This window comes from Devosia sp. P2_G7 (genome assembly GCF_056403495.1).
The window spans coordinates 98,967-121,154 of the sequence record NZ_JBFUFI010000010.1; the positions used below are offsets into that span (position 1 = coordinate 98,967).

Sequence of the window (22,188 nt, forward strand, 5' to 3'; positions counted from 1 at the left end):
AGCTTTACCCCTTCACCGCACCGGCGGCGATGCCGCGGACGAACCATTTACCCGAGATGAAATAGACCACCAGCGGAACCGCTGCCGTGAGAATGGTCGCGGCCATGTTCACGTTGTACTCGCGGACGCCGGTCGTCGTGGTGACGATGTTGTTGAGCTGCACCGTCATCGGCATGTTCTCGCGGCCGGCGAAGACCGTGCCGAACAGGAAGTCGTTCCAGATGCCGGTGACCTGCAGGATGACGGCGACGATGGTGATCGGCACCGACATCGGCAGCATGATGCGCAAGAAGATGCCCCAGAACCCTGCCCCGTCGACGCGGCCGGCCTTGAACAGCTCGATCGGCAGCGAGGCGAAGAAGTTGCGGTAGAGCAGCGTCAGGATCGGCATGCCGAAGATGGTGTGGACGATCACGATGCCCGGGAGCGTGGCGAACAGATGCATTTCGCGCAGCCCGATGATCAGCGGGTAGATCACCACCTGATATGGCACGAAGGCGCCGAAGATCAGGATGCCGAACAGCAGTTCGGAACCCTTGTACTTCCAGAAGCTCAGGGCATAGCCGTTGATCATGGCAATGACGATCGACACCGGCACCGAGAGCGCGGTGATCTTCACCGAGTTCCAGAAGCCCGGCTTCAGGCCATCGCAATCGCGGCCGGTACAGGCGGTATCCCAGGCCTTCAGCCAGGGATCGAAGCTCAGCAGCGCCGGCCAGTTGAACAGGTGCCCCTGACGGATTTCCGGCAGCGTCTTCAGCGAGGTGACGATCATCACCCAGAGCGGCAGCAGGAAGAAGATGGCCGCCATGATCAGGAAGGCATAGACGCCGACACGGCCGATGGTGAGGTGCTTGGGCTTGGGGCCACGCGGACCGGTGACGGCAGCGGGGCTGGCGGAGATACCGCCGGAGATGGCTTCGGTAGTCATGCGGCCTTCCTCGACTTGCGGCCGGCGTTCCATTGCAGGAAGTACTGGGCGCCGATGAGCACGACGACGGGCACGAGCATCATGGTGGCAGCGGCCATGCCCTGCCCCACATTGGCGCGATCGGTGATGTGCTGGATGACATAGATGGCAGGCATCTGGGTCGAGACGCCCGGACCGCCCTGGGTCATGGCGATGACGATGTCGAAGACACGCACCACGCCGGTACACTGCAGGATGAAGGCGGTGGCGATAGCGCCCCGCATCATCGGCAATACGATGAACAGGTAGGTCTTCCAGGTCGGGATGCCGTCGACCTTGGCGGCCTTCCAGATCTCGGAGTCAACGCCGCGGAGGCCCGCTAGCATGATCGCCATGGTGACGCCGACGCCGTTCCACAGGCCGCCGAGCACGATGCCGTAGAGTGCCGTCTCCTGCTTCACCAGCGGGGCAAACTCGAAACTGGTCCAGCCGAGCTGGCGGACCGACTCCTGGATGCCGAGGTTGGGGTCGAACATCCACTGCCAGACGAGGCCGGTAACCACCAGCGACATGGCGAACGGATAGAGGAAGATCGAGCGGAACAGGTCTTCCTGCTTGATGCGCTGGTCCATGAAGACCGCGAGCAGGTAGCCCACCACCATACCGACGCCGATCGACAGCACGCCGAAGATGAGGACGTTCTGGACCGAGATGATCCACCGGTCGGTGCGCCACAGGCGCTCATACTGGGCCAGCCCGACGAAATTGAAGTTCGGGAAGACCTTGGAGTTCGTGAACGACCAGATGATTGAAAAGATGATGCAGATCACGAACACACCGACCGCCGTAACGATCATCGGTGTCGTGCCCAGCACTGACTGAATGTTGAATTTCCTGCGCGTGCGCGGTTTGCGCTCCGCTGCCGTACCGGCAAAACCAGTGGCCGCGCGTTCGCCTGGTTCGGCGATCTGGGTCATGGTTACTCCCCGCGTTGTTGAGACAACCGGCCCCGGATCCCCGCCCACCCGGATACGCCGAAAAAAGAGCCGGGCGGTGCTTTTGGCACCGCCCGGACATCATAGACTAGTTAGTCGGCGTTCTGAAGGATCGTCACGTACTGCTCAACGGCAGCGTCGACGGTCATCGAGTCGTCGGCCCAGAACTGGGCAACGAGGTCGTTCATCTGGCCGGTGGTGTCGTTCGACTGCCAGCGACCCGCATCCGGGGCAATGTTGGCCGGATCCTTGATGATCTCGAGGCCCTTCTTCATGCAATCGTCAGCGAGCGACATATCGACGTCGTCGCGGATCGGCATGGAGCCCTTGGCGTTGTTGAACAGCGCCTGGACCTGCGGGTTGACCATCATGGACGCCATCTTCAGCTGCGCCGCTTCAACAGCCGGATCGGCCTGCTTGGGGAACAGGAAGATGTCGCCGCCGGTGGACACCGTCGGGTGGTCGATCGGGAGCGCGAGGCAAGCGTAGTCGACACCGGCCTTCTCGCCGGCGACGCCGAACTCGCCACGGGCCCAGTCGCCCATGACCTGCAGGGCCGCCTGGTCGGTCACGACGAGATTGGTCGTGTCGTTCCAGTTGCGGTTTGCCGAGCCTTCATCGGAGAACTGCTTGAACTGACGGAACTTCTCGAACACGGCGGGCATCTCTGCCTTGGCCAGCTCGAGGTCTTTGTCCTTCAGGATCTTCTCACGCTTGTCGAGGCCGAGGAGCGAGGTCTGCAGCACGCCGAACGCGCCGTTGATCTGCCAGCTTTCGCCGCCGATGGCGAACGGGATGATGCCGGCTTCCTTGAGCTTCGGGGCTTCCGCGAGGAAGTCGTCGAAGCTGGTCGGGAGCGGCACGCCGGCCTTCTCGAACGCCGGGATCGAGGCCCAGGCCCAGTTCCAGGAGTGGATGTTCACCGGCACGCACCACCAGTGGCCGTCAACGAGGCAAGCCTCGGAGATGGACGCCGGACGGATGAAGCCAGCCCAGTTTTCCTTGGTTGCAAGATCGGTGAGATCCAGCAGCATGTTGCCGGCGATCAGTTCTTCGTACTGACGGCCGGGGTTGAACTGCGCCGCACCCGGGGGATCGCCACCGAGAATGCGCTGCAGCGTGGCCGAGCGGGCGTTTTCGCCGCCGGCGATAGCAGTATCGACCCACTTGTCGCCACCGAGAGCGTCGAACTCACGAGCGAACACCGACACAGCGGCCTGTTCGCCGCCCGACGTCCACCAGTGAATGACTTCGACGTCCGCAGCGCGCACCGCGGTGCTGCCAAGCAGGGCGGCAGCCACCAGGGCCACCACCGACACGACTGACTTCATAATGTAGTCCTCCCAACGTTCACCCAGGAGCGAAACGCCCCTCGCGAAATTTGCGCCAGCCGCACAGGGGCCCCTCTTCCGGGTAGCCTCAGGAGCTGACTGCGTGTAATCGATTACACAATCTGTTACTGAAGATCAATGCAATCGATTTCAGGAGTTTCAGACATTCCTTGCGCGGCTGTCAAGGTCGATCTAGACAGGACGTGTGAGCAGCGGTGAGGGAGCGCTGCGAACCAATGGTTCCGACAAGAAGAACACCGACAATTCAAGACGTTGCCCGTCACGCAAGCGTGTCGGCGGCAACCGTGAGCCGTGTCCTCAGTTCGCCCGAGCGGGTGTCTGAAACGACGCGCGAGCGGGTGCATGCCGCAGTGCGCGAGACCGGCTATACGATGAACCAGGCAGCCCGTTCGCTGCGCCTGAAGGCGGCGCGGACGATTCTGATGGCGGCCCCCAATATCGGCAACCCATTCTATTCGACCATCGTGGACGCGGTGATCCGCGAGGCGTCGGCACGCGGCTATAGCGTGCTGGTGGCGAGCCGGATCGGCGACGATCCCAACCGCTGGCTCAGCGACTACCTGCTCTCCAACCGCGCCGACGGGTTGCTGCTGTTCGACGGCTCGCTCGACACCAACCGGCTGCACGGGCTGCGCGACGATGGCGTCGCCCTCCCCCTGGTCGCCGCCTATGATGAGATTCCGGACCCGAAGGTCCACTCGGTGATCACCGACAACCGGCTCGCCGCCAAACGGGCGCTCAAGTACCTGCTCGAGCTCGGCCATACGCGCATCGGCCACGTGATCGGCCCATCGCGCAACCAATCGACCAACGAGCGCTTCATCGGCTTCACCGAGGCGATGCAGGAGGCTGGGCTAGCGGTCCGCGAGGAATGGCTGTTCCCGGGCACCTACAACATGGAATCGGGCACCGAGGCGGCCGAGCACTTCCTCGCCAGCGGGGAACTGCCGACGGCGGTGTTCTGCGGCAACGACGAGATGGCGCTTGGGCTGATTCATCGGCTGCGCCTCGACGGCATCGACTGCCCGCGCGACATCTCAGTGATCGGCTTCGACGATATCGCGGTGGCACGCTTCTTCGACCCGCCGCTGACCACCATGCGCCAGCCGCGCGAGGATATCGGGCGGATGGCGACCCGCTCGCTGATCGACATCATCGAGGGAGTGGTGCCGGAGGACGAGCCGATCCACGTGGTGCTCACGTCCGATCTGGTGGTGCGGGAGAGCACCCGGGCGATCTAGGGCCGCGACTGCCGCCACGGCTTTTCTTTTTCAATGTACCGTATAGTACAGGCCCGGAGCAGCTTGAGGCGCAACGTGGTTCTGGACGCGAATACCGACATTGGGGCAACGGCAACAAGCACGCCGCGCCGTGATTTACTGTTGCTGCAGCTCGCTGTCGCCGGCTTCCTGCTGTTGAGGCTGGCTTACGCCGTGGTCGTTCCGCCCAATGGCGACGAGGCGTACTACTGGCTGTGGGGCGGCCACCTGCAGTTGTCGTATTTCGACCATGCCCCGATGGTCGGCTGGACCTCGGCTATCGGCAGGCTGTTGCTGGGCTGGACGCCCGCCGGTCTCCATTTCGCTCCGGTCGTCACGTCGTTCGTGCTGGCCTACGGCATCCACCGCGCCTCGCGCTGGCTGGCGCCCGAGGATCCGCAGCGCTTCTTCTGGCTGACGCTGGCGATCTACAGCGCTTCGCCGCTGCTCGACGTGCTCAGCACCCTCAACTATCCCGACCACCTGCTGATCTGCTTTTCCGCCCTCAGCCTGTTCCAGATGGGGCGGTATCTCGGCGGCGTCCTGCAAGGCAACGAACGCGTGCTGCACCTCTATCTTGGGGCGCTGTTCATGGGCCTCGCCGCGCTGAGCAAGTACAATGCGGTGATCGTTGCGGCCGGCATGCTGGCGGTGCTGATCGCCGAACCGGGACTGCGGCGCGTCTTCCGCTCCCCGCATCTGTACCTGGCCGGCGCGCTGACGCTGGTGATGACGCTGCCGGTGCTGCTCTGGAACTGGCAGCACCGCTTCGCCAGCCTCGAGCTCCACGCCGTCGATCGGATGCAGACGGACGCCGAGCTTTTCACCCCGTTTACGCTGGTACGGCTGATCATCTTCTGCGTGCTCATCTTCTCGCCGTTCCTGATCCCCGCCTTCAGCCGCTTCCTCTTCGGCAAGCTGCCGGATGGGCCGCAGAAGGGGTATCTGCTGATCGCGCGGGGTACGGCGCTGATTTCAACGCTGTGCTTCCTGCCGATGGCGGGTTGGGGTGCGATCAGCCGGCAGGTGAGCCCGCACTGGATGGTGCTCAGCTTCCTGCCGTTCCTGTTGGTTGCGCCGCTCTATGTCCGCTCTCGCTGGACGATCCGGCTGCACCTGGGATGGGGAGCGCTGTTTGCCGTTCTTGCCACCGTCTACTATCTGGGCGCGCCAATTCCGACCCAGCTGGTGCACATGAGCGACGGGGAGGCGACGATCACCTTCGGCCAGGATCAGGTGGCCGCCGCGGCAAGGCGCGCAGCCGAGCAGTATGGCGCCGAACTGATCGGGTCGACCGGCTACACCCACTCGTCACGGCTCGCCTTCGGGCTGGGTACGGATGACAACCTCGTCTCGTTCGAAGGCGGCCACAGCCAGCTGCGGCTCTGGCGCGAAGGCCACGCGGACGCGGGCAAGACTGCGATCATCGTGGTGCCGGGCAAGGCGTCTCCCGAGCGTTTCGCCCACCGTTTCGACAGCGTCGAGGACCTGGGACCGGTGACCACCACACGGTTCGGCTATCCGCTCTCGACCTACCAACTGCTGCTGGGGCGCGGGTTCAAGCCGTAACGCGGGCCTCACTCGAGCTGTGCTTATGTCCGGTCCTGTTGCTGCCGTGATCGCGGCGTAGCAACCCGTGCGGGGATTCGCGCGTTCAGGGCCGAGCGGAGGCGTTGCATGACGACGGTCAGGATACTTGTGCGGCATGACGGCGCGGGCTGGCGGATCGCCAGCCCCGGACACGATCTCGATAGCTCAGCCGGCCCCCGCCCCTACACGCAGCGTGACGAGGCGATTTCCGACGCATTGTTTGCGGCAAGAATGCTGCGCGCGCTCGGGGAGGACGCCTCGGTCTATGTCGAGAACAGTGACGGATTGCGGCTGGTGGCCGACGAGGACGTGCAGGTCTGGCGCAAGCACTGATAGACCGAGCCGGATGCCGTCCCTCGAGAGGGAACAGCATCCGACCCGCCCGGGCCGCGGGTGGTGGACGCGTGACCGGGGTAGAGCAATAAGAGGCAACCTGCGTGCCTGTCACAATGGGGACTAAAGTCCGTACGCCACTGTTTCCGCTGGTAAAAACTGCTGGAAGGTAAAGCGGACAAGGCGACGCATGCCGCGGCCGGGACGACCGCGAACTCAGCGGTGGGTCGGATGATTCATGATGGCGACCTCGGCAGGATTCGAACCTGCGACCAACAGCTTAGAAGGCTGCTGCTCTATCCCCTGAGCTACGAGGCCGTGGCGCGGGTGTAGCGCAATCGGGCCGGATTGTCAGGCCTCGGGTTTGCCGACTCCCGGGCGCGGTGGCAGGGTGCGCCAACACGCGAGGACCCTGCCCTGTTTCCTTATATCACGCGCATCTTCTGGCTGCTGGTGCAGCCGTTGTCGCTGGTCACGCTGCTGCTCGTCGCCGGGTTGCTGCTGAGCTGGCTGAAGCGTCGGTGGCCGGCCCGGGTGCTGGTCGGATTGGCGGCGCTGCTGCTGTTCGTGTTCAGCTTCACCACCTTCGGCTACCTGCTGGTCACGCCGCTCGAGCAGCGCTTCGTGCGGCCGGCGGAACCGGCGCGGATCGATGGCATCGTGGTGCTGGGTGGCGGCATGGATGGCGAGGTGAACTCGGTGCGCGGCGGATACGAACTCAACCGCTCGGGCGACCGCTTCGTCGAGACGTTGCGGCTGGCGCTGCGGCATCCAGATGCCAGGATCGTCATCGCGGGCGGGCCGGCGGCGCTGGTGCAGCAGGAACCGGAGGCGCTGGCGGGCAGGCGATTCTTCGAGGCGTTCGGGATTGCTCCCCAGCGCATCGTGATGGACGACAAGTCGCGGAACACCGAGGAAAACGCGCAGTATGCCAAGGAACTCGCCGGGGTGACCGAGGGCCAGACCTGGCTGCTGGTCACCTCCGCCTTCCACATGCCGCGTGCTGTCGGGCTGTTCCGCAGGGCCGATTTTGCCGTCGTGCCATGGCCCGCGGACTATCTCGCCAGCGGCGCCGAGGGGGTGCGGATCAAGCCGGATCAGTCGACCGAGAACATCTCGGTCAGCAACCTGGCGCTGCGCGAGTGGGCGGGGCTGCTCGGGTACTACATGACCGGGCGAATCGACGAATTGGTGCCCGGGCCGTAGGCCCAGACTACAGGTCGAAGAGCGACAGCTGCGGGGCCTGCTTTGGCGGTGGCGGTGCGACGGGTTCGGCCGCGACCTTCGGCTTGGCCGTGCGCCGCTTGGCCGGAGCCTTCGGCTCAGCCAAGACGATCGGCTCGGCCGCGGGCTCCGGCACGACCGGTGCAGGTTCCGGTAGTACGATTGGCTCGGCGACAATGACGGGAACTTCGATCGCGGCCGGAGCCTCGGCCACGGCAGCGGCGACTTCAGCCACGACGGCCTTCTTGCCCTTGCCCGCCTTGCGCTGGTGCGTCTCCAGCCAGGCGATGCCGGCTTTCAGTTCGTCGCGCTGGAACGAATAGAGGTTCTCGCGGCCCTGCTTCACTTCCCTCACCAAGCCCCTTTCCTTCAGCACCCTGAGGTGCCGCGAGATGGCCGGACGGCTGATGTCGAAGGCGCCGGCGAGCTCATGGACGGGCCGCGGCTTGTCGTGCAGCAACTCGAGCACGCGCAGGCGGGTCGGGTCGGCGAGAGCTGAAAAGAGGTCGGCGAGACTCATTTTGTCTTCCGAAACAACGAGGTGCGCGGACAGTTGTAACAACTGCGTTACGTGTCAAGCCGACAGGGTAAGGAATAGGTTGACTGTGACAGTCCGATGACGGGATTGTCACAGCTTATTTGCGCGAGAGACCCGACGAGCCGTGACGACCGAGACGACAATTGCCCGAACCTGGTGGACCAGAGGTCGCCCCTTCACCCTGCCCGAGCTAATCGCCGACGGGGTGGTGCATGGCATCGGCATCGTCGTGGCGGTGGCGCTCGGGGCGGTGCTGCTGGCGTTCGCCGGCTACGAGACGGCGCCGAACGAGTTGCCGGCGCTGGTGCTTTATGTCGGCAGCCTGCTGCTGGTGCTCAGCATCTCGCTCGCCTTCAACCTCTGTCCGATCGCCTCGCCCGCCAAGCGCACGCTGGCGCGGCTCGATCAGGCGGCGATCTTCCTGTTCATTGCCGGTACCTACACGCCGTTCCTGGTGCTGCTGGGGGCGACGCCGTCGAGCATTCTGGTCGGGCTGCTGATCTGGGGCGCGGCGCTGACCGGAATGGCGCTGAAGCTGTTCGTGCCGCACCGCTTCGGGCGCGGCGCGATCGTGCTCTATCTCGGGATCGGCTGGAGCGGCGTGTTCGTGTTCCAGGCGCTGGCCTCGCACCTGCCCTCCACCGCCCTGTGGCTGCTGGTGGCGGGCGGCCTCTGCTACAGCGTCGGGCTGATCTTCCACCTGTGGGAACGGCTGACCTTCCACAACGCGGTGTGGCACAGCTTCGTCGTCGCCGGCGCCAGCCTGCACCTCATCGCGGTGCTCGACTGCATGGTGATCAGCCGGCTTTAGCGCCGTTCTTGATCCGGTCGTGGACGACGAGGTCTCCGGCCGTGATCCCGAGTTCCTTGGCGCGACCGCCGGGGATTTCGAGGACGAACATCACCGGGCCGTCCGACGGGATCGAGGTGAGGTCGCGCGGGCGGGCGTTGGCGTGGATGTTGGCAACCAGCCCCTCGGGCGTGATGAACACCATGTCGAGCGGGATCAGCGTATTGCTCATCCAGAAGCTGACCTCGCGGGTCTCCTTGAAGTCGAACAGCATGCCGGCATCGGGTGCGAGAGATTCGCGGAACATCAGCCCTTTGGCACGCGTCTCGGGCGTATCGACCACCTCGACGGTGAAGGGGTGATCGCCGTTCTTCGACTTGATCACCAGCCGGTTGTCGTCGGCACAGGCGGTGAGCGTGAGAAGCAGTAAGGCGACAAATGCGCCGTGCAGGGCCCGGAGGATGTTCATGGAGAGCATGGGGTTGGTCTGAGTTGCCCGCAGCTTAGCGGACCGGCCGCGGTTCGCAAACACCGGCGGTGCAGATGATCGCCTTCTCCCCTTGTGGGAGAAGGCAAACGGTGCCCGGCGAAAGTGAGAAGTAAGGCAGCTCCTCCCCCGCCCCGCGGGGGAGGATCAAGAAGTCAGTGCGAGGACGGAGCGTCGCCCCAGCCGTCGGGACGGATCTCCGCAACCATCAGGCCCTTGGGGCCCTGCCCGTAGCGCACCAGCACGTGCTGGCCGGGGCGCAGTTCGGTGATGCCGAAGCGGCGCAGGGTTTCCATGTGGACGAAGATGTCCGGAGCGCCGTCGCCGGCGGAAAGGAAACCGAAGCCACGGATGCGGTTGAACCACTTCACCTCGAGCCGCTCGAGGCGGCTGCTCGGCTCCACGGTGACGTGGGTGCGCGGCGCCGGCATCTGGGCCGGGTGCTTGGCGGTCGAGTCGTCCATCGAGAGGATGCGGAAGGCCTGCAGCCCACCGGGGCGGGCCAGCGCTTCAACGACGATGCGGGAGCCTTCGTAGGCGGTCTGGTAGCCATCGCGCCGCAGGCAGGTCACATGCAGGAGAACGTCCGGGCGCCCATCGTCCGGGACGATGAAGCCAAAACCCTTGGCGACGTCGAACCACTTGATCGAGCCCACCACCTCAATGACATCGAGGCTGGTATCCCCGCCGTGTTCGGACGCCGGGTGCTGACCGAGCGGGCTGGTCTCGTCGGACCGGTACCCGGGTTCGTCACCGTCGGCTGTAAATTTGGCCCCCATGCCCTCAAGCCTTTTCGTACTCGCCCCGCCGCTAGTCGGGGTACGCCACACAGCAAACACTGTGTCCGATTCAGCTTGGGAAGTTAAGAAGCGTTTACGATTTTGTCAGGGGTTTTTCGCAACGGGCTCCGGAAGTGAAGAATTACTGCCAACAAGTGTTGCAAGAATGGGTAACTGCCCGGGTCGCACCGTCGGGTTGATCACCGAACGCCCGGCCAGTTTGGCGCAGATATGCGCCACCAGCGCGAATGTGTGCGGGCCGTGGTCGGGGTAGCGAATCATATTGTCGCCGTTGTGCATGAAGACATAGCCGCCCTGGCCGTCGTCGGTGGGGTAGCGCCACAGCCAGTCGGCTGGCTTCGGGTCCTCGGCTGGGCCGACATCGGTCAGCCAGATGCCGCCCGGCGGCACCTCGGTCCAACCGCGCGCATATTGGCCCACCACCCCGCACCAGGCATCGAACCGCTCGTCCATTTCGGCGAAGAATCCGAGCGGGTCGTTCCGCACCCGTACATGCAGGTTGGTGAAGGGACGCCCCGGCACGGCCGTGAACGGCGTGAGGAATGGCAGCCACGCTATCGACGGTTCCGAGTTGATGACGAGGTGGCGCCCGCTGGCGAGGAACGCCAGCAGGATGTCCTGCTTGGTTCGGAGCAGGAACTGGTCCTGGTTGTTGGGGATATAGAGGATGTCGGTTTCCTCGAGCGCCTCCGGAGTGAGCTCGGTGGCCGGCAGATAGCTGAGCGTCCCGCCCTGGTTGGCGATGCTATCGGCCAGCCCTTCCGGCTCCCACTCGGTCTCGTGGTGGAAGCACTGGAGGTAGGTGACGCGGAAATTGCGCTCCCGCACGATGCCGAGCTCGCGGTTCAGCCAGGGATAGAAGCCATCGAGGAAGCGTTTGGTGGCGGGCATGAAGCGCTCGCCATTGTGGAGGTGCGGATCGAGCGTCGAGACGATCAGTCGCCCACCGTTGGGGAGGTCGCGAAAATCGAGGAAGAGGCTGCCGCTGTCGTCGGTGAGGTTCAGCGCCGAGGTCGCCTTGTCGTTGAGCTCGTACACGCCGTTCCAGTGCCACCCCATGTCGCGCAGCGGGATGGACTCGCAGATCGGGTGATGCGGTTCGGGCTGGTGCAGCTCGAGCTTCGTGCCCGGCTTCTGCCACCATAGCCAGTCCTTGACGAAGGTCGGCTGCCATTTGAGCTGGACCACGTCGATCATCTGGGCCGTTGCCTCACCGCCGAAGATGATCAGGAAGCCGCCCCGCCGGACGTAGTCGTCGAGCTGCTTCGCATGCGCCCTCAGCGCTGCGTCGTCCATCGCATCGGGCACCACGACTGCTGCGTATTTCGAAAGGTCGTGGCGCGGCAGATCGCCCAGATAGATCATGTCATCGAGCAGCGCCGAAAAGTCCTGGAAACTGCGCATCTGGCAGGCATTGCCCCAGGTCAGGTAGGCGATCTTCTTGTGCGTCACGGTGAAAGTCCGTTGGTTGGGTCGAGGAAGCGCGGCACGAAGGTGCGGGCGCCGCTATCGGTGAAGTGCGCGTCGAGCACGGGCAGCCCGTAGAGCTCGGAGAGGCGCGGAGCGGTGAGCATGTCGGCGGCCGGGCCGAAGTCGTACCGCCCCGGCCCGCGCAGCAGCAGCACGTCGTCGGCAACATCGAGGGCGTGCTGCGGGGCATGGGTGGAGAAGACGATGGTCAGGCCGCGCTCGGCTCGCAGCTGGGCCAGCAGCTGAATGACGATCGCCTGGTTGCGGTAGTCGAGCGCGGCGCAGGGCTCATCTAGGATCAGCACGCTGCACTCCGACACCAGCGCCTGGGCGATGATCGCAAGTTGCCGCTGGCCGCCGGAAAGCGAGTTGAACTTGCGATCGGCGAGGTCGGTGATGCCGAGCCGGTCGAGTTCCAGCGACACCGCCTCGAAGTCGGCCTTGCGCGGCGATCCGAGCAGGCCGATCTGCCGCGCCCGCCCCATCAGCACCACGTCGGCGACGGTGTAGTCGAAGGCGAGATCGAACAGTTGCGGCACGTAGCCGATGCGGGCGGCGACAGTGACGGTGCCGCGCGACGGACGCAGCGTACCGATCAGTGCGTTGAGCAGCGTGGTCTTGCCGACGCCGTTGGGGCCAAGGATGCCGAGGATACGGCCGCCGGCGATGCTGAAGCTCAGCCGGTCGACGACAAGATTCGGGCCGCGCCGCAGTGCCAGGTCTTTGACCTCAATCATCGCGCCATCCGCCCTTGCTGTGGACGCGGCGGAGGATCACGGCGAACACCGGCACGCCGACCAGGGCGGTGATAATGCCGATGGGGATTTCCGCGACGCTGGCGGTGCGGGCGACATTGTCGACGCCGAGCATGTAGATGCCGCCGATCAGCCCCGCGACCGGCAGCAGCCGGCGATGGTCGGCGCCGACCAGCACCCGTGCCACGTGTGGGACGATGAGTCCGACCCAGCCAATCATGCCGGAGGTGGCGACGACGCCTGCCGAGATGCAGGCGGTGCCGACGAGCACCGTCCACTGCACCAGCGCCACGGGAGAGCCGAGCGCGCGGGCCTTGTCCTCGCCGAGCGAGACGATGTTGATCTGGAAGCGCAGCAGATAGATCACCAGCGCCGCCGGGATGATGGCGATGCCGAGCAGCAACAGATCCCAGTAGTTGGTGGAGGCGAGGCTACCCATGAGCCAGTAGGTGATGGCCGGCAGCTTCTGGTGCGGATCGGCGAGGAGCTTGGCGATCGAGATAGCGGCTTCGAAGAAGGCAGAAACGACGACACCGGCGAGAACGAGGGTGAGGATCGAGGTTCGCCCCCTCACCGTCGCCAGCGCCCGCACCGCGATGACGCTGCCGATGCCGCAGAAGAACGACAGCGCCAGCAGCCCTGCCCCGTCGATATCGAGGAGGATCGCCAGCGTGCCGCCAAAGCCGGCGCCGGCCGTGACCCCGACGATGCCCGGATCGACCAGCGGATTGCGGAACAGCCCCTGCAGCGCGGCGCCGGAAACCGAGAGCCCGAAGCCGACCAGAACCGCGGCGAGGATGCGCGGCAGCCGGATCATCTCGACCACGCTCTCCTGCACGTCGGTCCAGTTCGGGGTCCCGACAGGAACGACATTGTCGATCAGGATGGCAGCCACGTCGGGCACGGTAAGGCCGTAGCGGCCGATGGTCACCGAATAGAGGACGAACAGGATCAGCAGGGCCAGGCAGATGAGCGCGACAGGAATCGTCCTGCCGCGCCCCGCAACGACCACCGCGTGGGCGGTGTCGGTCATCTCTTAGCCGCCGAACTTGGCGCTGTAGCCCTCGGACCCGGCATTGGCCTCGAGCTCGAGCAGCTTGTCGATCTGCGCGGCGGTCAGGTCGGCGCTGTAGATCGCCTTGTAGCCCTTGGCCACTTCATCACGGAAGTTGCTGGCGGCGGCCTCCGGATGGGTGATGGCGGCGAGCCAGACGGCGGTCAGATAGACTTCCGGCGCGTCAGGCGAGGCATTGAAGGCCGGCACCTTGTAGACGCGCTTATTCTTGATGGCATCGACGCTGGCGAGTAGCGGGTTGTCGTAGAAGGCCTGCGGCTTGAGGTCCGGCTCCCAGGCCGGGATGATGATGACCGAGGGGTTCCAGACGAGGAACTGCTCGGCATCGATGGTGCGCCACCACTCGCCGGTGCCATCGGCCGCGAGGTTCTGCACGCCCGATAGCGCGTAGTCCTGCGACGAGTTGGCGACGACGCGGATCTGGTCGCCGAGCTGGTCGACTTCGAGGATTTTGACGTAGTCAGCCGCAGCGGTGGCCGCGAACTTCTCCTTGAGCGCAGCGTTAGAGGCGTCCTGGATCGCCAGCATCGACTGCGCCCGGTCGATCTTGCCCGTGGCATAACCGGCCATCATCAGGTAGTCGCGGCGCTGCTGCTCGGTGCAGCAATCCCAGCCCATGACCTTGAGGCCGACGCGCTCGAGCGGCTCGATCAGCTCGGGATCCGACGTCCACTGGATCACCAGGTCCGGGTTGAGCGCGAGGATCGCCTCGACGTTCGGGGCAAAGCCCTCGGTCACGGCGGAGGCCGGGATATCGGCCAGGCCGGGGATGATCTCGCCATAGACCGCTGAGGTCAGCGAGTCTTTGGTCTTGGCCGCCATGGCCGCGAGGTGCGCCGCGGAGCCGTCTGCTGCCAGCACGGAGATGGCGCCGGTGGTGTGGGTGGTGACGATCCGCTCAGCGGGCTTGTCGAGCTCGACCTTCACACCGCGATGATCGAGGAAACTCACCTGCGCGTAGGCCGGGCTCATGGCAGCGAGGGCCAGGCCAGCGGCGATTACCGGCAGACGGAATGGGGTATGCATGGTTCGGGTCCAGACTCTAAAATGCGTCAGCGACCGATGTGCTACATTATATGAGTGTTGCACTCAAGTTTGTTTCGATGCGCGGCGAAAAGTGGACGGGAGACGCCGAACTCGCATATGCCTACTGCCCGTTGCGGCAGCCGCAACCACGACATTTCCGGGAGGACCAGAGTTGAAATATCTCCACACCATGGTGCGGGTCACCGACATCGACGCCAGCCTCCGGTTCTATCGCGACGGGCTCGGGCTCGAGGAAGTGCGGCGCAGCGAGAACGAGAAAGGCCGCTACACGCTGATCTTCCTCGCCGCCAAGGGCCAGCACGAGACGCCGGTCGAGCTCACCTACAACTGGGATCCCGAGGTCTATACCGGCGGGCGCAATTTCGGCCACCTCGCCTACGAGGTCCCGGACATCTACGCCTTCTGCAAGCATATGCAGGACCTCGGCTACACCATCAACCGCCCTCCCCGCGACGGCCGCATGGCGTTCGTCCGCTCGCCCGATAACATCTCGGTCGAAATCCTGCAGGAAGGCGCCGCGCTCGCCCCGGCCGAGCCGTGGCTGTCGATGCCGAACACCGGCGCCTGGTAGTCGCTTCGGGGTTACCCTTCGGCAACCCCTGAGGTAACCGGCTGCTAACCAGTTGAGTTAGCTGACGGTTAGCCAAGACTTTGTAGCTTCCTCGCGAGCGCCGGCCGGGCAAGGGTCGGCGTTCTCTTACCGCCCGTCGGCGGCCGGGGAAGTGACGATGATACGACTGATTGCGGCGCTCTGCTGCGCCCTGCTGCTGAACGGCTGCTTCTTTCTGGGTGGCGGTGGCAGCGCCTCCTACAACGGCTACGTGCAGCGCGCCGGGATGTTCCTCTCCTCCGATGACGTCGACAATTCCTGCATCTCGCCCAAGCTCCGATCGGTGATTTCCTCGTTCGAGCGCAGGTTCGGCAAGAAGATCGTCGTCAACTCCGGCTATCGCGATCCGATCCGCAACATCATCGGCGGGGGCCAGGACTCGAGCTACCACATGCGCTGCATGGCGGTGGACTTCTTCATCCCGGGCGTCAGCAAGGGCAGCCTCATCGCCTTCGCCATGCGTAACGACCAAGTGGGCGGTCTCGGCTGCTACCCGGGGCACGGCTTCATCCACGTGGATGTGCGCGACCGGCCGCGCGGCTGGAGGAAGCCCGTCACCTTCTCGGGTTGCTGAAAGCTCCGAAAAGAGCGGAATTTGCACTTGCCAGCCCGAATGAACCTCCCTATACGGACGCCACCGCGGCGCCCTTCGTCTATCGGTTAGGACGGCACCCTTTCACGGTGCAGAGAGGGGTTCGACTCCCCTAGGGCGCGCCACTTTCCCCTCATGGGCCGGTGGTTGACGGTAAGGCGATCATCGCCGATAAACGAGTTCCTCCGCGCCCATCGTCTAGCGGTCAGGACACCGCCCTCTCACGGCGGGAACAGGGGTTCGATTCCCCTTGGGCGCGCCAATCCTCCACAAATTGCCGGTTGTATGCGCCTCGCCAACGCGAGGTCGCGCGCGCTAGCGCGCCCGCTCCAGCAGCCCCTGCGACGCCATCCAGTTCTTAAGCAAATCGGTCCAGGGGTCGGACAGCAGGCCGTTCGCGCCCATACCGAAGCCGTGGGCGCCGTTGCCGAAGATGTGGAGCTCGACGGATCTGCCGGCCTTGTGCCAGGCCTCGTAGAGGCGGGCGGCGGAGACCGGCGGGATGGATTTGTCGTCGTCGGAGATGGCGAGGAACAGGGGCGGCGCGTCCTCGGGAACCGGCATGCCGGCGCGGTAGGCTGGATAGATGGCGACGGAGTAGTCCGGGCGGCTGAGGGCGTCATATTGCAGCGTGGCCCCCATCGAAACGCCCCCGCCAGCCGAATAGCCGGAGATGCCGATCCGCTGCGGATCGAGGCCCCATTCGGCGGCGTGCTGGCGGACGAAGCGGATGGCCTGGCGACCGTCTTCCTCGCCCATCAGCCGTACGTCGTTGAGGAAATCTCGTGCTGGCGGTTCGGAGTCCGAGGTGCGGGCCTCGCCCAGCCGACGCTGCAGGTTGGTGCGAAACTCCAGCAGGTCGGCATCGGCGTCCGGAGTGCGGGCCAGCCGGTATTTCAGCACGAACGAGGTGACGCCGAGATGGGCCAGCCAGCGGGCCATGTCGTAGCCCTCGTGGTCGACCATCAGGAAGTGGAACGCGCCGCCGGGCGCGATCACCATCGACGTGCCGTTGGCCTGTCCCGGCTTGGGCAGGAACACGGTGACCGTCGGGACGACGACGTTGCGGCTCAGGCGGCGCGTGGTCTCGGCCCACGGGATCTGCATCGTGCTCTGGCGCCAGGTCCAATCCTCCGAGCCAGGAGGGACGCCGTTGCCCGGCCAGATCGTGTGAACGCCGACAGCGTCCGGCGCCTCGGGGCTGGCTGCGCGGCTGTCGTCGATCGTGTCCATGGCGGGCTCCTCCTGCTCGTCGCTCTCTATTCGCATCCGCGGGCCGCGAGCGAAATACACCATATTGGGCATCTGGCTTCGTTGCTGAACTCCCCGCTATAGAGGGCGGCAAAACGGGGGAGAGCATTCATGTCGACTATTGGGCACCTGTCACAAGGGGATCGGGGACAGGCGCGGATTACCGCGATCAGGGCGTTGCGGCTCGATAGCGGGTTCTGCCTGATCCGGATCGACACCGATGCCGGCATTTCCGGGTATGGCGAGTGCGGCGATCTCGATGGTGACCTGGTGCGGGCCGCGATCCTCACCCATGCCGAGGGTGGCGCGCGGTTGCCGCATCTCAAGCTGATCGGCAAGGACCCGCTCGATATCGGCGTCCACCACCACAACATGTTCTACGCCTATCGCCAACGCCCGGCGCACATCATGATCTGCTCGGGGATCGACATGGCGCTGTGGGACCTGGCGGGGAAACTGCTCAAACAGCCGGTGCACAAGCTGCTCGGCGGAGCGTTCCACACCGAGCTCGAGCTCTATTCGCACTGCCCGCATTTCGACCTGACCGATGCGGGCGCGTGGGCCGAGGCCGCCGCTGACCTCAAGTCCGATCCGCATGGGTTCAAGACCTTCAAGGTCGACATCCACGACGCCATTGGCATCGAGATGCAGGAATATGTGCCAAGCCTGTCGCCGGGCGACATCCGCAAGATTCGCCGCTCCTACGAGCTGGCGCGCGAGCACCTGGGCGAGGAGATCGACATCATCGTCCACTGCCACAACGAGCTCGATCCGCCGAGCGCCATCGCGGTGGCCGGGGCGGTGGAGGCGATCAAGCCGATCTACTACGAAGACCCGCTGCAGCCGGGCTTTTCCGAGAACTGGCTGGCGCTCCGCCGCGCCACCAACATCCCGATCATGACCGGCGAGAACATCGAGCTGCCCGAGGGGGCGCTGCCGTTCCTGCAATCACAGGCGGTGGACTGCCTGCAGCCCGACATCATCAGCTCGGGCGGCATCACCGGCACCAAGGCGATCGCGGATCTGGCGGCGCTGTATCGCACTCCGATCACGCTGCACAATGTCAGCGGGTTGCTGATGAACGCGGCGAGCCAGCAGCTGGCGGCGTCGGTGTTCAACTGCCCGCGGATTGAGTGCACGCGGCGGGCAGACAGCATTGCGTGGGCGTCGCCCAATCCGCTGCAGATCAGGGACGGCAAGATGCAGGTGTCGACTGCGCCGGGGCTTGGGGTGGAGCTGGACCAGGACTGGATCAGCGGGCACCGGTTTGCTGGGGAGCCGGACTGGAACTGAGGTGGGCTCCCCTCTTGCCTTCTCCCCTTGTGGGAGAAGGTGGCGCGTGGCGCCGGATGAGGGGTCCGCAGCCACAGGCTGCGCGATCGAAGCGCATGCGACGAGCGGCTGAGTTGGCGGAGAGAACCCCTCATCCGCCCTTCGGGCACCTTCTCCCACAAGGGGAGAAGGCAAGACGGCGGACTTGGCCGCCCCCTCCACCACCCTTCGGGTGGTCCCCTCCCCCGCCACGCGGGAGAGGATCATGGAGAGGCCGGTGGCTCGGCTTATGGCAGCCGCTGCGTGTGCGTCGGCTCTAGTTCCGCCTTGCCGAAGGTGCCCGGCAGGTTGATGTCCATCCACTCGTAGGGGTAGCCGAGCTTGAGCGGCATGGCGTCGGTCAGCTCCTGGCGCACATCCGCCGGCAGGTCGAAGTCGCCGGCCTCTAGGTTCTCCGCCACCTGCTCGACGCGGCGGGCGCCGATGATCGCAGCCGTGACCCTGACATCGCCCAGCAGCCAGCTCAGCGCCACCTGGCTCGGGGTGCGCCCCAGTTGGCCCGCCACCTCGACGACCTTGTCGATCATCTTCAGCGAATCCTCGAACCAGTAGCGCGGCAGGGTGATCGCGGCCTGCTGGCCGATGCGGGACTTCTCGTCGGGCTTGTCCTCACCGCGGTACTTGCCGGTGAGCATGCCGGCGGCCAGCGGGCTCCAGCAGATCATGCCGAGGCCCTGGTCGTCGCAGGCCGGCAGGATTTCGCGCTCGATGTCGCGGCGGACGAGGTTGTAGAGATGCTGCGCCGAGACCAGCGGCTCATAGCCCTTGAGCGCCGCGACGCCATTGGTCTTGGCAATCTGCCAGCCATAGAAGTTCGAGCAGCCGAGATAGCGGATCTTGCCGGCGCGGATCAGGTCGTCGGCGGCGCGCAGGCTCTCCTCGATCGGCGTGTAGGGGTCGGGCCCGTGGAACTGGTAGAGGTCGATGTAGTCGGTATCGAGCCGCTTCAGGCTCTTCTCGGCGGCCTCGACGATGTGCTTGCGGCTGAGGCCGCGCGAGGTCACCGCCGGATCGGCGGGGAACCAGCACTTGGTGGCGATCACCAGCTGGTCGCGGCTGTGGTCCTTCAGCGCCACGCCGAGCATGGTCTCCGAGGCCCCGCCGGAATAACCGTTGGCGGTGTCGATGAAGTTGCCGCCGCCCTCGACGAAGCGTTTGACGATGGCGCTCGACGTCTCCTGGTCGCAGCCCCACTGCGAATTGCCGAACGTCATGGTGCCGAGGCAAAGCCGCGACACGAGCAGGCCGCTACGGCCGAGATAGCGATACTTCATTATTTCCTCCGAATAGACGGCAAAGCCGCGGGGCGGATCGAATAGGGAAATCCGGCGCGCGTAAAGTTGTGCTTCGGTCGAAGGCCGGTCAGGTGCCGTGACTGGAAGTCACTGCCGCGGGCGTTCCGTGAGGCGCTCGGCATTGGCATCGCGGAGACGCCGGCCGGCAGCCGCCGCCTCGGCCTGCTCTTTCTGGCGCCCGATATCGGCGGTCACGTTCACCTGGACGGTCATGCCGAGATAGTCCTTGCGGTCGCCGATGAAGCTGCCGCTGAGCGGCTTGGCCTGTCGCGGTTCGCGTGCCACGCCGACGCGGATCAGGTCCTTGCTGCCGACGATGCCATTGGTGGGATCGAACTCGACCCAGCCGGCGCCCGGCAGGAAGACCTGCACCCAGGCATGCGTGGCTCCGCCACCGCGCGGCGTCGGACCGGTGTCGCGCAACGGCACGTAGATGTAGCCGGTGACGAACCGGGCGGCGAGGCCAAGGCTGCGGCAGGCTTCGATCATCAGCAGCGCGAAGTCGCGGCAGGTGCCCGTTCGCGTGGCCAGCGTCTCGACCGGCGACTGCGTGCCGGGATCGGTGCGGCGCGAGTATTTGAAGCTCTCACGGATCCCCACCGTCATCGTCATCAGCAGGCGCCCGGTCTCGGTCTCGAGTTCGGGGCGCACGAACCGGTGGGCAAACGCCTCGACCTCGGGCGCCGGGTGGTGCGGACGCAGGTAAGGGGCGAGATCGGGCAGGCATTCCTCGTCGTATTCGAATGGCCAGAGCTTGGCGCGCTCCTCGGTCCTGAAGCGCGGGCCCATCTGTGGTGTGTGATCGAGCACGATGTCCGTCTCGAAGCGCAGCTCTGTGGCCGCACCGGCAATCTCCGCGATGGTGATGCAGTTGCCAAAGACATCGTGGATCCAGTGGATCTCGGCGTTGGGCGAGATCGATATGGCTGAGCTCATCAGGCGCTGGTCGTGGCTGTCCCGCGGGCGGAAAATCAGTCGGTGCTCGCCGAAGCGCACTGGCCGCCGATAGCTGTACGTCGTGACGTGGCGTACCCGTATCACTGTCATCGCAACCGATCCCGTTCCCTGCCCCGGATCACAACCGCCGAGCTGTCACGGCGGTTCCGCGGAACTTTCCAGGCGCGTGCCGAATTGAGGCACATCGGATGGGATGACGCGATGAAGTTCTCGGTGAGTTGCAGCCTGCAATACGATGTGGCGGCGGACACGACGCTGATCCTCAACATCGAGGCGCAGCGCGGCGAGGGCCAGGAGATCCTCAGCGAGCAATTCAGCATCTCGACCGGAATAGCTACCGAGTCGCATGTCGTGCCTGAAACCGGCAACCGCTACCGGCGGATGGTGCTGCCGGTCGGCCAGCACCTGATCGGCTACACCGCACAGATCGACGCGCACCCATTCATCAGCGACCCCGGAGCCATCGCGCAGGTACCGGTAGCCGAACTGCCGTTCGAGGTGATCGGGCACCTGTCGCCGAGCCGCTATTGCCAATCCGACAGGCTCGGGCGCTTCGCCTGGCGGCAGTTCGGCGATATCCGCGGCGGCTACGACAAGGTGACGGCGATCTGCAACTGGATCTTCGAGAACGTCGACTATCTCGAAGGCTCCAGCGACATCAGCACCTCGGCCTACGACACGTTCACGCTGCGCGCCGGCGTCTGCCGCGATTTCGCGCACCTGGGGATCACCTTCGCGCGGGCCCTCGGGATCCCTGCCCGGTTCGTCTCGGCTTATGCGCTGGATCTCGTGCCGCAGGATTTTCACGCGGTGTTCGAAGCCTATCTGGGCGGGCGTTGGTACCTCTTCGACGCAACCCGCCTCTGCCCGCTCGATGGCATCATGCGCATCGCTGTGGGCCGCGACGCGGCCGACTCCGCCTTTGCCACCTATTTCGGCCAACTCGGCGGCCCGCCCAAGACGATCACCGTGCAGCGGCTCAACCCCGAGCCGGAGCCCGAATGGACCACCGACGCCGTCAGCCTCTCGACGCCTTGAGAAAATCACTTAAGCATTCACTTACGTATTGACAGCCGCTCAGCGTCGCGATACTTAAGATCATGCTTAACCAAGAGACAGAACCCCTCGACCTCATGTTCCAGGCCCTGGCCGACCCCACAAGGCGGCGCATGGTGGAACGGTTGAGCCGAGGGTCGGCATCGGTCAGCGAGCTGGCCGAACCGTTCCAGATGAGCCTGCCCGCCATCGTGCAGCACCTACAGGTGCTGGAACAGAGTGGGCTGGTGACGACGCAGAAGGTCGGACGGGTGCGGACCTGCACCATCGACACGGGAGCGCTCAGCATGGCCGAGAAGTGGATCAATGATCGACGTGTCGGCTGGGAGCACCGGCTGGACCGGCTGGGAGCGTTCCTCGACGCGCTGCCCAGCGGCCCGGACAAGCCCGGCAAGTAACGCCGCAACGACGACAGAGCAGAACTAATCGGCCGGAAGCACCGTTTCCGGCGACGGGCGAGCTATGTCCTG

Annotated in this window: 23 protein-coding genes and 3 tRNA genes; 12 read left to right on the forward strand and 14 right to left on the reverse strand. The window is 65.2% G+C overall.

The features are described from left to right. Positions 1-4 precede the first annotated feature (4 nt). The 3 genes from AC1DWU_RS16570 to AC1DWU_RS16580 all read right to left on the reverse strand — a co-directional run bounded on the left by AC1DWU_RS16570 (position 5) and on the right by AC1DWU_RS16580 (position 3,236). On the reverse strand, positions 5-931 hold the full coding sequence (locus AC1DWU_RS16570) for a carbohydrate ABC transporter permease (protein WP_477151104.1): 927 nt from the start codon (positions 929-931) through the stop codon (positions 5-7). After that, positions 928-1,887, reverse strand: a complete 960-nt coding sequence (locus AC1DWU_RS16575; RefSeq protein ID WP_477151105.1) for a carbohydrate ABC transporter permease — start codon at positions 1,885-1,887, stop codon at positions 928-930. Before AC1DWU_RS16575 ends, AC1DWU_RS16570 begins: the two co-directional genes overlap by 4 nt. 110 nt (positions 1,888-1,997) lie before the next feature. After that, positions 1,998-3,236: an ABC transporter substrate-binding protein gene (locus AC1DWU_RS16580; RefSeq protein WP_477151106.1), complete on the reverse strand. Its 1,239-nt coding sequence runs from the start codon at positions 3,234-3,236 to the stop codon at positions 1,998-2,000. Positions 3,237-3,472: 236 nt separating this feature from the next. Here AC1DWU_RS16580 and AC1DWU_RS16585 point away from each other — a divergent pair, with 236 nt between their 5' ends. The 3 genes from AC1DWU_RS16585 to AC1DWU_RS16595 all read left to right on the forward strand — a co-directional run bounded on the left by AC1DWU_RS16585 (position 3,473) and on the right by AC1DWU_RS16595 (position 6,439). Further along, positions 3,473-4,498 carry a LacI family DNA-binding transcriptional regulator gene (locus AC1DWU_RS16585; RefSeq protein WP_477151107.1) on the forward strand — a complete coding sequence of 342 codons (1,026 nt, stop codon included), beginning with the start codon at positions 3,473-3,475 and terminating at the stop codon, positions 4,496-4,498. 141 nt (positions 4,499-4,639) lie between these two features. Further along, positions 4,640-6,085 carry an ArnT family glycosyltransferase gene (locus AC1DWU_RS16590; protein WP_477151108.1) on the forward strand — a complete coding sequence of 482 codons (1,446 nt, stop codon included), beginning with the start codon at positions 4,640-4,642 and terminating at the stop codon, positions 6,083-6,085. Positions 6,086-6,193: 108 nt separating this feature from the next. Then, entirely contained in the window at positions 6,194-6,439 is a 246-nt protein-coding gene (locus tag AC1DWU_RS16595) for a hypothetical protein (protein ID WP_477151109.1), read from the forward strand. A 242-nt stretch (positions 6,440-6,681) separates the two neighbouring features. Here the strand turns inward: AC1DWU_RS16595 and AC1DWU_RS16600 are convergent. After that, positions 6,682-6,757: transfer RNA gene (locus AC1DWU_RS16600), tRNA-Arg, on the reverse strand. A gap of 135 nt (positions 6,758-6,892) precedes the next feature. Between AC1DWU_RS16600 and AC1DWU_RS16605 the strand changes: the two genes are divergently transcribed. Beyond that, complete coding sequence (locus AC1DWU_RS16605; protein ID WP_477151212.1) at positions 6,893-7,645, forward strand: YdcF family protein; 753 nt, start codon at positions 6,893-6,895, stop codon at positions 7,643-7,645. Positions 7,646-7,652: 7 nt separating this feature from the next. Here AC1DWU_RS16605 and AC1DWU_RS16610 read toward each other — a convergent pair whose 3' ends face one another. Continuing rightward, entirely contained in the window at positions 7,653-8,183 is a 531-nt protein-coding gene (locus AC1DWU_RS16610) for an ArsR/SmtB family transcription factor (RefSeq protein WP_477151110.1), read from the reverse strand. A gap of 142 nt (positions 8,184-8,325) precedes the next feature. Between AC1DWU_RS16610 and trhA the strand changes: the two genes are divergently transcribed. Beyond that, positions 8,326-9,012, forward strand: a complete 687-nt coding sequence (gene trhA, locus AC1DWU_RS16615; protein WP_477151111.1) for a PAQR family membrane homeostasis protein TrhA — start codon at positions 8,326-8,328, stop codon at positions 9,010-9,012. Here the strand turns inward: trhA and AC1DWU_RS16620 are convergent. From AC1DWU_RS16620 to AC1DWU_RS16645, 6 genes are all read right to left on the reverse strand, one after another. Next, on the reverse strand, positions 8,999-9,469 hold the full coding sequence (locus AC1DWU_RS16620) for a DUF192 domain-containing protein (RefSeq protein WP_477151112.1): 471 nt from the start codon (positions 9,467-9,469) through the stop codon (positions 8,999-9,001). The two genes, trhA and AC1DWU_RS16620, sit on opposite strands and share 14 nt — an antisense overlap. A 164-nt stretch (positions 9,470-9,633) precedes the next feature. Next, complete coding sequence (locus AC1DWU_RS16625) at positions 9,634-10,257, reverse strand: cold-shock protein (protein ID WP_477151113.1); 624 nt, start codon at positions 10,255-10,257, stop codon at positions 9,634-9,636. A gap of 105 nt (positions 10,258-10,362) precedes the next feature. Continuing rightward, a complete protein-coding gene (locus tag AC1DWU_RS16630; protein ID WP_477151114.1) occupies positions 10,363-11,730 on the reverse strand; it encodes a hypothetical protein in 1,368 nt (455 codons plus the stop codon). Next, on the reverse strand, positions 11,727-12,485 hold the full coding sequence (locus AC1DWU_RS16635) for an ABC transporter ATP-binding protein (protein WP_477151115.1): 759 nt from the start codon (positions 12,483-12,485) through the stop codon (positions 11,727-11,729). The genes AC1DWU_RS16630 and AC1DWU_RS16635 overlap by 4 nt, the downstream gene beginning before the upstream one ends. Next, complete coding sequence (locus tag AC1DWU_RS16640) at positions 12,478-13,536, reverse strand: FecCD family ABC transporter permease (protein WP_477151116.1); 1,059 nt, start codon at positions 13,534-13,536, stop codon at positions 12,478-12,480. Before AC1DWU_RS16640 ends, AC1DWU_RS16635 begins: the two co-directional genes overlap by 8 nt. A 3-nt stretch (positions 13,537-13,539) precedes the next feature. Continuing rightward, positions 13,540-14,604, reverse strand: coding sequence for an ABC transporter substrate-binding protein (locus AC1DWU_RS16645; RefSeq protein ID WP_477151117.1), 1,065 nt, complete (start codon positions 14,602-14,604; stop codon positions 13,540-13,542). Between the two features lie 172 nt (positions 14,605-14,776). On the opposite strand from AC1DWU_RS16645, the gene AC1DWU_RS16650 reads away from it, so the two are divergent. From AC1DWU_RS16650 to AC1DWU_RS16665, 4 genes are all read left to right on the forward strand, one after another. Continuing rightward, the gene (locus tag AC1DWU_RS16650) at positions 14,777-15,196 is read left to right on the forward strand and encodes a VOC family protein (protein WP_477151118.1); all 420 of its coding nucleotides are present in this window, start codon (positions 14,777-14,779) and stop codon (positions 15,194-15,196) included. Between the two features lie 157 nt (positions 15,197-15,353). After that, positions 15,354-15,809 (forward strand): YcbK family protein, encoded by a 456-nt coding sequence (locus AC1DWU_RS16655; protein ID WP_477151119.1) that lies wholly within the window; start codon positions 15,354-15,356, stop codon positions 15,807-15,809. Between the two features lie 68 nt (positions 15,810-15,877). Then, positions 15,878-15,952: transfer RNA gene (locus AC1DWU_RS16660), tRNA-Glu, on the forward strand. Positions 15,953-16,014: 62 nt separating this feature from the next. Further along, a tRNA-Glu gene (locus AC1DWU_RS16665) sits at positions 16,015-16,089 on the forward strand. 53 nt (positions 16,090-16,142) lie between these two features. Here AC1DWU_RS16665 and AC1DWU_RS16670 read toward each other — a convergent pair. Beyond that, on the reverse strand, positions 16,143-17,060 hold the full coding sequence (locus AC1DWU_RS16670) for an alpha/beta hydrolase (protein WP_477151120.1): 918 nt from the start codon (positions 17,058-17,060) through the stop codon (positions 16,143-16,145). 129 nt (positions 17,061-17,189) lie between these two features. Between AC1DWU_RS16670 and AC1DWU_RS16675 the strand changes: the two genes are divergently transcribed. Further along, positions 17,190-18,371: a mandelate racemase/muconate lactonizing enzyme family protein gene (locus tag AC1DWU_RS16675; RefSeq protein WP_477151121.1), complete on the forward strand. Its 1,182-nt coding sequence runs from the start codon at positions 17,190-17,192 to the stop codon at positions 18,369-18,371. A 266-nt stretch (positions 18,372-18,637) separates the two neighbouring features. Here AC1DWU_RS16675 and AC1DWU_RS16680 read toward each other — a convergent pair whose 3' ends face one another. Together AC1DWU_RS16680 and AC1DWU_RS16685 are read right to left on the reverse strand one after the other, a co-directional pair. Then, a complete protein-coding gene (locus AC1DWU_RS16680; RefSeq protein ID WP_477151122.1) occupies positions 18,638-19,684 on the reverse strand; it encodes an aldo/keto reductase in 1,047 nt (348 codons plus the stop codon). Between the two features lie 108 nt (positions 19,685-19,792). Next, on the reverse strand, positions 19,793-20,752 hold the full coding sequence (locus AC1DWU_RS16685) for a transglutaminase family protein (protein ID WP_477151123.1): 960 nt from the start codon (positions 20,750-20,752) through the stop codon (positions 19,793-19,795). A 111-nt stretch (positions 20,753-20,863) separates the two neighbouring features. Here AC1DWU_RS16685 and AC1DWU_RS16690 point away from each other — a divergent pair, with 111 nt between their 5' ends. Continuing rightward, positions 20,864-21,700 (forward strand): transglutaminase-like domain-containing protein, encoded by an 837-nt coding sequence (locus tag AC1DWU_RS16690; protein WP_477151124.1) that lies wholly within the window; start codon positions 20,864-20,866, stop codon positions 21,698-21,700. A gap of 62 nt (positions 21,701-21,762) precedes the next feature. After that, entirely contained in the window at positions 21,763-22,116 is a 354-nt protein-coding gene (locus tag AC1DWU_RS16695) for an ArsR/SmtB family transcription factor (protein ID WP_477151125.1), read from the forward strand. Positions 22,117-22,188 lie beyond the last annotated feature (72 nt).